Genomic DNA, 7,877 nt, shown 5'->3' with positions numbered 1-7,877 from the left:
TCCTTAACAACTTCAACCACTTGCGCTTTCGATCTCTCGTCAGCGGGAGGCGAATAGTACAGGATTAAAATACGTGGTCAACCCCCGCCTGAAAATTCTTTCCAAAGCGCCTGGGTTGCCATTATGAAACGTCCAAGACAACCCAATCACTACCTCAGCAAGCACGGCTAGGCGCAGGCAAGCCGGGATGGCTGACTCTGATGCCTACCGAAACCCCAGGAGCCTCCATCCAGTGCCTGACTTGCCGAGCAACGCCGCCTACACACAACGCTTCAATGCAGTCCTCACCTATATAGAAGCCAATCTAGAAGGTGACCTGTCCGTGAAGGCGTTGAGCCAAGTGGCGAATTTTTCGGCGTTTCACTTCCATCGGCAATTTACCGCCTTCGTCGGCGTGCCTGTTTCACGCTATGTACAGTTGATGCGGCTACGACGCGCGGCGCATTGCCTGGCCGCCACCCGGGGTTACTCGGTACTGGAAGCAGCGTTCGGTGCAGGTTTCGAAAGCCCCGAGGCTTTTTCCAGGGCATTCAGGCGAGCGTTCGGTATAGCACCGAGTGCGTTCAGGAAGCAGCCCAGTTGGCAGGTCTGGAGTTCGGTGTTCACCATCCCTCACTTCTCAAGGAGCATCATCATGCACGTACGAATCGTAGAGTTTCACCCCGTCAGAGTGGCAGCACTCGAACACTGTGGCGCTCCCGGGCTCGTTAGCGAGAGTGTGCGCAAGTTTTCCGAGTGGCGCATGCAGAGCGGACAGTCGCCCGTGCAATCAAGTCGCAGCTTTGGCATTCCTTTCGGCAACCCCGATACAACCCCGCCCGAAGCATTCCGGTTTGCACTCTGCGGCGAAATTAACGAGGCCGTGGCCACAAATGAGTTCGGCGTAACCGAGCGCGTTATCCCAGGAGGACGTTGCATTGTCGTGCGCCACGTGGGCTCGACGGACCACATCGGCGAGACGATCTACCCGATCTACCGCGACTGGCTACCCACCAGCGGCGAGGAACTGCGGGACCACCCCCTGTTCTTCGATTATCTGAGCGTTTATCCCGAGACCCCGCAGGATCAATGGCAGACTGATATATATGTACCGCTGCAATAACGCGCCACCCACCTACCGCCACATCCAATTTAATCTATACAAATCAAGCCATTAATGTTTTAAAGAAAGACCTTGAAACTCAAGGTCTTTTTTTCGCCTGCAGAAAAATGACCACCCCCGCCGCACTCCATAGGAGAGGACCCAGGACCATGGAATTGACGCTCGAAGCCGTTGCTCTATTCGCCCTCAAACTGGTGCATGAGACCGAAGATGGCAGCCCGATCCTGCGCGACGATCTGGTCATGGATGGTTACGAGCGGGAGGTGTTTGGATTGTTGGTGCGCAGTGGCGACCTGCCAACCATCCAACACAAGGTAGATGAATGCACCAAGCAGGCCCTGGCGGCCTTGGGCGGAGCCGACACGGTGTTGGGCCGCGAGCTGCAAAAGCTTATGACTGACGTCCAGCAAGCCTCGGCACTAGAGGAACTGAAGCTCCCACTCGAAGCACTCAAGGATTACCTCAAGGCAATCCTGTAGCCCCCTCCCAGACACACAAGGACCGTCCAATGATCGACTTCAACAACAAAGGCTTCTTCAAACTCAAGCAAAACAACGAATACGCCGAACGCGTTGCCTCGCTGTTGCTGGATGACGAACAAGTAGTCGATGCCTACAAAGCCATGCGCGACGGCGTAGTGTTCACCACCAAGCGCATCATCGCCGTGAACGTGCAAGGCATCACCGGCAGCAAGAAAGACTTCACCTCCCTGCCCTACAAGAACATCGTCGCGTACTCGGTGGAAACCTCCGGCACGTTCGATCTGGATTCGGAGTTGGAGATTTACTTTTCATCGCTGGGCAAAGTGAAATTCGAGTTCACCGGCAAGACCTCGATTGTCGAAATCTCCAGGCTGATTTCCAAACACCTGTTGGGCTGATTTGTAGGCAAAAAGACCTGGGAACACCGAGGTCTTTTTACTGCATGCATTACTGATTCAATGGGTGTACGCAATCAAATGCCAGAACCACACCGCCCCCACTATCGGCCCAACCAATCCATCCCCCCAATCTATCGATTTGAGCTCTTTCCCACCCTCCCCGACTATTGGCGCCACTTCCAACAACAAAAACCAGGAACACGCCATGACTGCCCGATTCCATAACCCGGTAGACACCCGTTTCGGCTGGGGTTGCCTGCAAGACCTGGCCAGTATCACCGCGCAGCAGACCGTCACGCTTGTCACCTTTCCGGAAGCCCGCGCGCTGGGCCTGGTGGAGCGGATCCAGGCACTGCTGGGCGAGCGCTTGGTGTATGTGGTCGAGGATGTGCAGCCCAACCCCGATGTCGCTCAACTGCGTGGCACCTACGAGCGTTTCTGGCAGCAAGCCGGGAGCTGTGATGTGGTGCTGGCCGTCGGTGGCGGCAGTGCAATTGATACGGCCAAGGCGTTGATTGTCGGCACCGAGTCCGGGCAGTTCGATGAGTTGCTGGCGTTGTTGGCGACCGGCCAGCCGTTTGTGCCGGCCCATTGCAAGACGTTGATCGCGGCGCCGACCACCGCGGGTACCGGCAGCGAGGTGACGCCCTGGGCGACGATCTGGGATTCAGCCAGCCACAAGAAGTATTCCCTGCACCTGGACTGCACCTGGCCGAAGGTAGCAATTGTTGACCCACAGTTGATGCTCACGGTGCCAGCCGGGGTCACCGTGTCGACAGGGCTCGATGCTTTATCCCACGCCCTGGAGTCGATCTGGAATATCAACGCCAACCCGGTTTCTGACACTTTTGCGGTGTCGGCCATCGAGGACATCCTGGAATGCCTGCCGCAACTACGGCGCGACCTTGGCAATCCGGAGTTGCGCTCACGCATGGCACTGGCAGCGCTCAAGGCCGGCCTGGCCTTTTCCAATACCAAGACGGCCCTGGCCCACTCCATTTCCTACGAGATGACCTTGCACCACGGTCTGCCCCATGGCATCGCCTGCTCCTTTACCTTGCCGTTGGTGCTGGGGTTGGCATGGGGGCATGACGCCGCGCGCGATCGCACATTGCAGCGGGTGTTTGGCGATGACCTGGACAAAGCCCAGGCCCAACTGCGCACGTTCCTGCATAGCCTGGACGTGAAAACCGAATTTACCGACTACGGCGTCACGCCCACCGAGGCCGCCGCAATGATCCGCTTCGCCCTGCAAGGTGCGCGCGGCAAGAACTTTATCGGTTCCAGGGCCGCCTAGGCCCAACGCAATTCAGTCTTTCCTCTTGCACCTGTAAAGCGTGCCACCCCGTAGCTGCGGTTTCGGGGGCGAATAACAATAAGGAAAACATCATGAATCGTGCACACACCCTGCCTGTCCCTGCCGTTCGCTCGGCATCGTTCCGTGTTGCCCAGTGGCGCATGCTGCTGGCGGCGATGTTTTGTTACCTGTTTTTCTACACCGGACGCCAGACCTTCGGCTTCGCCATCCCGGGGATACAGGCCGAGTTCGGCCTGACCAAGGAGGTGCTGGGCTGGATCTCGGCCGCCATGCTCTGGGCCTATGCCATTGGCCAGGCAATCAACGGCAACCTGGCCGACAAGTTCGGCGGCCGGCGCATCATGACCCTGGGCGCGGTGCTGTCCTGTGGCGCCAACTGGGTCACCAGTTTTGCCAGTGGCTTTGCCGGGTTGATCCTGCCGTGGGGTATCAACGGCTACTTCCAGGCCCTGGGCTGGGCGCCGGGCAGCCGCTTGATCTCCAATTGGTGGAGCGCCAGCGAGCGTGGCAGGGTCTATGGCTTCTATGTATTCGCCGCCGGCTGTGCGTCGGTGCTGTCCTATGTGACCTCCATCGTGGTGCTGGAGGTGCTGCATCTGGAATGGCGCTGGATCTTCCGTCTGCCGGTCCTGCTGATGTTGGCCGGGGGCATCCTGTTTTATCTGGTGGCCCGTGAACGCCCGCAAGACCTGGGCTTCGAGCCCCTGGCCGATACCGGCGTGGCCAACGCCGATGACAAGGGCCATGAAGTGGCCCACGGCACAGAGGAAACCTCGGCACAACGCTACAAGGCCGTGTTGAAAAACGCGCGCCTGATCATCGCCGCCGTGTCCCTGGGCTTCCAGAACGCGGCGCGCTACGGTTTGATCGTGTGGGTGCCAGTACATTTCCTCGGCGCCAACTGGAAAAGCGGCGACAGCATGATCGATCCGAAGTGGATCACCGTCGCCCTGCCAGTCGGCATGGCCGTCGGCGCCCTGAGCAATGGCTGGGTGTCCGACAAGCTGTTCGGCTCCAAGCGCTACCTGGCGATCATGCTCTATATGTTCCTCGGCGCCGCCACCAGCCTGTGGATGTGGAGCCTGCCGCCCCATAGTGCAATCGGCCTGGTGGCATTGTTTTTGTGCGGGTTCTTTGTCTACGGCCCGGCATCCAGCTTCTGGGCACTGTGCCCGGACTTGGTAGGCGCCAAGCGCGCAGGCACGGCCACGGGTGTGATGAACTTCTCGTCTTATCTGTTTGCTGGCCTGGCGGAACCGCTGATCGGCAGTATGCTCGACAGTACCGGCAATACGTCGCTGATCTTCATCGTCGTTACCTCGGCCTGCCTGTGCAGCGCAGTGGTAGCCCTGTTTATCCGCCGTTGATCAACCGGCTCGGCTGAGCCCTGGAACAGGATGGGTTATGTACCAGTACCACAAGTGGCTGCGCTCCTTTCATGCGGTGGCGAAGACCGGCAGTTTCACCCTCGCCGCCGAGTACTTGAGCGTCGGTCAGCCAACGGTCAGCGAGCAGGTGAACGCCCTGGAAAAGCAGTTCTCCGTGGAGTTGTTCCACCGCCGTGGCCGGTTTATCGAAATGAGTTCGGCCGGGCACGCGCTCTACGGGATCACCCAGGGCCTGTTCGGCCAGGAGGATGAAGCCATGCAATTGCTGCACAGCTTCAAGCAGCGCAAGACCGGGATGCTGCGCCTGGGCGCAGTGTCGCCGCCGATTGCGATGAACCTGACGTACGAACTGATGCAACGCCACCCGGATATCGAGCTGGAGACCTCGTTTTCCCCGGAGAAGGAAACCCTCGACCGCCTGTTCAACTTTGATATCGATGTGGCAATCCTGGCCCTCTCGGAGTTTGACCAACGCTTCGATACGCAGCTGTATCGGCGCTACCCGATCATCGCGGTGGTGCGCGATGATCATCCCTGGGCTGCGCAGAAAGAGGTCCACGTCGAACAGATCAGCCAGGAGCGCTGGGTCATGCGCGAACGCAGCTCACGCACCCGCCAACTGGTGGAAGAGAGCTGCAAGCGCCTGAGTGTGGACCTGAACTGCGTGATGCAACTCAACAGTCGCGAGGCAATCGTGCATGCCATCGCCAAGGGCATCGGCATTGGTTTTGTGTCGGCGGTGGAATACGCCGAAACACCGGGCACCACGCCGATCACTTTTGTCGACCACCCGTTTTCCATCGACTACCACCTGTGTTGCCTGGGCATCCGGCGCAACCGCCCGATGATCGCCGAACTGTTCGAGGCCAGCCCCATACCGGCTACCTGATTCGCTTCACCCTTTTGCACTCAACCGGCTTACCTCATTTATCGAGGGACGGCCTGCTCATACCCGAAAATGGAGATTGACCATGAACTACCAACCACCTTCCAAGCTGCAAGCCGTGGTCCTGGACTGGGCCGGCACCGTCGTCGACTTCGGCTCCTTCGCCCCCACGCAGATTTTCGTCGAAGCCTTTGCCGAGTTCGGTGTTGCCGTTTCCCTGGAGGAAGCACGCGGGCCGATGGGCATGGGCAAGTGGGATCACATCCGCACCCTGTGTAATCAACCGCAGATTGCCGAACGTTATCGCGCCGTATTCAACCGCCAGCCGAGCGACGAGGACGTCACCGCCCTGTATGAGCGTTTCATGCCGTTGCAGATCGAGAAAATCGCCCTGCACTCAGCGCTCATCCCCGGCGCGCTGGAGGCGATTGAAACCCTGCGCGGCAAGGGCTTGAAGATCGGCTCCTGCTCGGGCTATCCGGCCGTGGTAATGGCCAAGGTGGTCGAGCTGGCGCGACAAAACGGCTACGTGGCCGATCATGTGGTGGCGACTGATGAAGTGCCCAACGGGCGCCCGCATCCGGCCCAGGCCCTGGCCAATGTGATAGCCCTGGGCATCAGCGATGTGGCGGCGTGCGTCAAGGTCGATGACACCTGGCCGGGGATTCTGGAAGGACGCAGTGCCGGGATGTGGACGGTGGCGCTGACCTGCTCCGGCAACGCGCTGGGCCTTACCTATGCGCAATTCAAGGCGCTGCCGGCCGATGAACTGGCGCAGGAGCGCGAGCGCATTACCCAGATGTTTGAGGGTTCACGCCCGCATTACCTGATCGATACCATCGTCGACCTGCCGGCGGTGATCGACGACATCAATGCGCGGCTGGCACGCGGGGAAACACCACAGGGCAGTTGAAATCAGTGCCTATCCTGCAGGAGCCGGCAAGCCGGCTCCTGCAATGCGGCTATTGCGTCTGAAAGGTCTCAAGATACGCCAGCAGATTCTCGATCTTCTCCTGATCGCTGATCCCCCAGAAAATCATGCGGGTGCCGCTCACCACTTTCTTCGGGTTCTCGATATAGGCCGCGAGTGTTTCCCGCGTCCACACCACGCCTGAGTTTTTCATCGCGTCGGAATACTGATAGTCCGCCGTAGCGCCCGCCAGCCGCCCGATCACCCCATTGAGCTGCGGCCCGAAGCCGCCACGGGCGTTCAGCCCGACACTGTGGCAACCGCCACACGTCTTGGTGAACAACCTGCCACCCGCCTCGGCATCACCCGCTGCCGTCGCCGAAGTGTTGAAGAGCGTGGCCGAGAGTAAAAGAGGCAGCAAGGCAACGAATTTCATCAGGGGCTCCAGATCGGGGGGGGCAGGTAGCAAAGGTGTCAATTATGCTGCTGTTTTCTTATGTTCGTCCAAATCGTGGAACCGCCTCCTGGCAAAACATTTGGATACAGCCATTCAATTGCCATCACTCGCCCCCTCTGTTTGCATGCGCCTTCCCATCAGCACGTCAGTTCAGGAGAGATCGATGAGAACCATGGTGGTCGGTGCAAGCAAGGGGTTGGGCAGGGCATTTATGGAAGGCCTGGGTGGTGTGGGGGATACCGTGGTCGGTGTCTCGCGCAGCCGTCCTGCCAACCTGGTATCCGCGACCGGCGCCGAAGTGCTGTGGGTGGAAGCCGACCTTGGCCAGCCAGCACAGGCCGCGCAACTCATCGAACACGCGGTGGTGCAGGACGGCCTGGACACGCTGATCTATAACCTGGGCATCTGGGAAGAACGGGCGTTCGACGAGGCCTACAGTTTTCTCAAGGACGAGGATACGCAGCTCGAAGCCATTGTCAGTTGCAACGTCACCGCGCCGCTGCTGCTGATCAAGCGCCTGCTGCCCGTGCTGCTGAAGAGCCCGAACCCACGCATCATTCTTACCGGCTCGACCTCGGGCCTGCCCCAGAGCGGGCGCCCAGAAGTCACGTTCGGCGCATCGAAATTCGCCTTGCGTGGCATGGCCGATGCCCTTCGCGAAGGTTATCGGCACCAGCGCCTGGGGGTGACCTGCCTGAACCTGGGCTACCTGAATACCGAAGATCCGTTGAGCACATCCAGGCAAGAAGCCGAACAACGCGGCGACGGGCAGTTGATCCCGGTACACGATGTGGTGCAGGTGGTGCGTATGGCCTTGAGCCTGTCATCGGCCAGCTTCGTCAAGGAACTGACCTTGCCGGCCCTGCTGGATGAGCGCTTCTGAGGGGGAAAACCAGCCAAACGACCACCCATCGAATATAAAATATCCAATCGAAC

The 7,877-nt window shown here is 59.5% G+C and carries 9 protein-coding genes; 8 read left to right on the top strand and 1 reads right to left on the bottom strand.

The genetic code is table 11. The annotated features are described in order from the left end of the window. Positions 1 to 187: 187 nt before the first annotated feature. The 7 genes from KL786_RS10390 to phnX all read left to right on the top strand — a co-directional run bounded on the left by KL786_RS10390 (position 188) and on the right by phnX (position 6,487). Positions 188 to 1,102 carry an AraC family transcriptional regulator gene (locus KL786_RS10390; protein WP_252193675.1) on the top strand — a complete coding sequence of 305 codons (915 nt, stop codon included), beginning with the start codon at positions 188 to 190 and terminating at the stop codon, positions 1,100 to 1,102. Positions 1,103 to 1,251: 149 nt separating this feature from the next. Next, entirely contained in the window at positions 1,252 to 1,581 is a 330-nt protein-coding gene (locus KL786_RS10385; protein WP_215517560.1) for a hypothetical protein, read from the top strand. Between the two features lie 29 nt (positions 1,582 to 1,610). After that, the gene (locus tag KL786_RS10380; RefSeq protein WP_029300265.1) at positions 1,611 to 1,982 is read left to right on the top strand and encodes a PH domain-containing protein; all 372 of its coding nucleotides are present in this window, start codon (positions 1,611 to 1,613) and stop codon (positions 1,980 to 1,982) included. Between the two features lie 205 nt (positions 1,983 to 2,187). Further along, positions 2,188 to 3,279: an iron-containing alcohol dehydrogenase PsrA gene (gene psrA, locus KL786_RS10375; RefSeq protein ID WP_032857585.1), complete on the top strand. Its 1,092-nt coding sequence runs from the start codon at positions 2,188 to 2,190 to the stop codon at positions 3,277 to 3,279. A gap of 92 nt (positions 3,280 to 3,371) precedes the next feature. After that, positions 3,372 to 4,667 carry an MFS transporter gene (locus KL786_RS10370; RefSeq protein ID WP_215517559.1) on the top strand — a complete coding sequence of 432 codons (1,296 nt, stop codon included), beginning with the start codon at positions 3,372 to 3,374 and terminating at the stop codon, positions 4,665 to 4,667. 37 nt (positions 4,668 to 4,704) lie between these two features. Next, positions 4,705 to 5,577 (top strand): LysR substrate-binding domain-containing protein, encoded by an 873-nt coding sequence (locus tag KL786_RS10365; RefSeq protein ID WP_065944258.1) that lies wholly within the window; start codon positions 4,705 to 4,707, stop codon positions 5,575 to 5,577. 82 nt (positions 5,578 to 5,659) lie between these two features. Then, the gene (gene phnX, locus KL786_RS10360; RefSeq protein ID WP_215517558.1) at positions 5,660 to 6,487 is read left to right on the top strand and encodes a phosphonoacetaldehyde hydrolase; all 828 of its coding nucleotides are present in this window, start codon (positions 5,660 to 5,662) and stop codon (positions 6,485 to 6,487) included. Between the two features lie 49 nt (positions 6,488 to 6,536). On the opposite strand, the gene KL786_RS10355 is transcribed toward phnX, so the two are convergent. Beyond that, positions 6,537 to 6,920, bottom strand: a complete 384-nt coding sequence (locus KL786_RS10355; protein ID WP_215517557.1) for a c-type cytochrome — start codon at positions 6,918 to 6,920, stop codon at positions 6,537 to 6,539. A 184-nt stretch (positions 6,921 to 7,104) separates the two neighbouring features. On the opposite strand from KL786_RS10355, the gene KL786_RS10350 reads away from it, so the two are divergent. Beyond that, positions 7,105 to 7,824: an SDR family NAD(P)-dependent oxidoreductase gene (locus KL786_RS10350; RefSeq protein WP_215517556.1), complete on the top strand. Its 720-nt coding sequence runs from the start codon at positions 7,105 to 7,107 to the stop codon at positions 7,822 to 7,824. The last annotated feature ends 53 nt before the right edge of the window (positions 7,825 to 7,877 follow it).

Source organism: Pseudomonas sp. TAE6080 (assembly GCF_018732265.1).
In the GTDB taxonomy this organism is placed as follows: domain Bacteria; phylum Pseudomonadota; class Gammaproteobacteria; order Pseudomonadales; family Pseudomonadaceae; genus Aquipseudomonas; species Aquipseudomonas brenneri.
The sequence above is the reverse complement of the archived record's forward strand: the minus strand, read 5'-3'. Positions and strand labels throughout refer to the sequence as shown.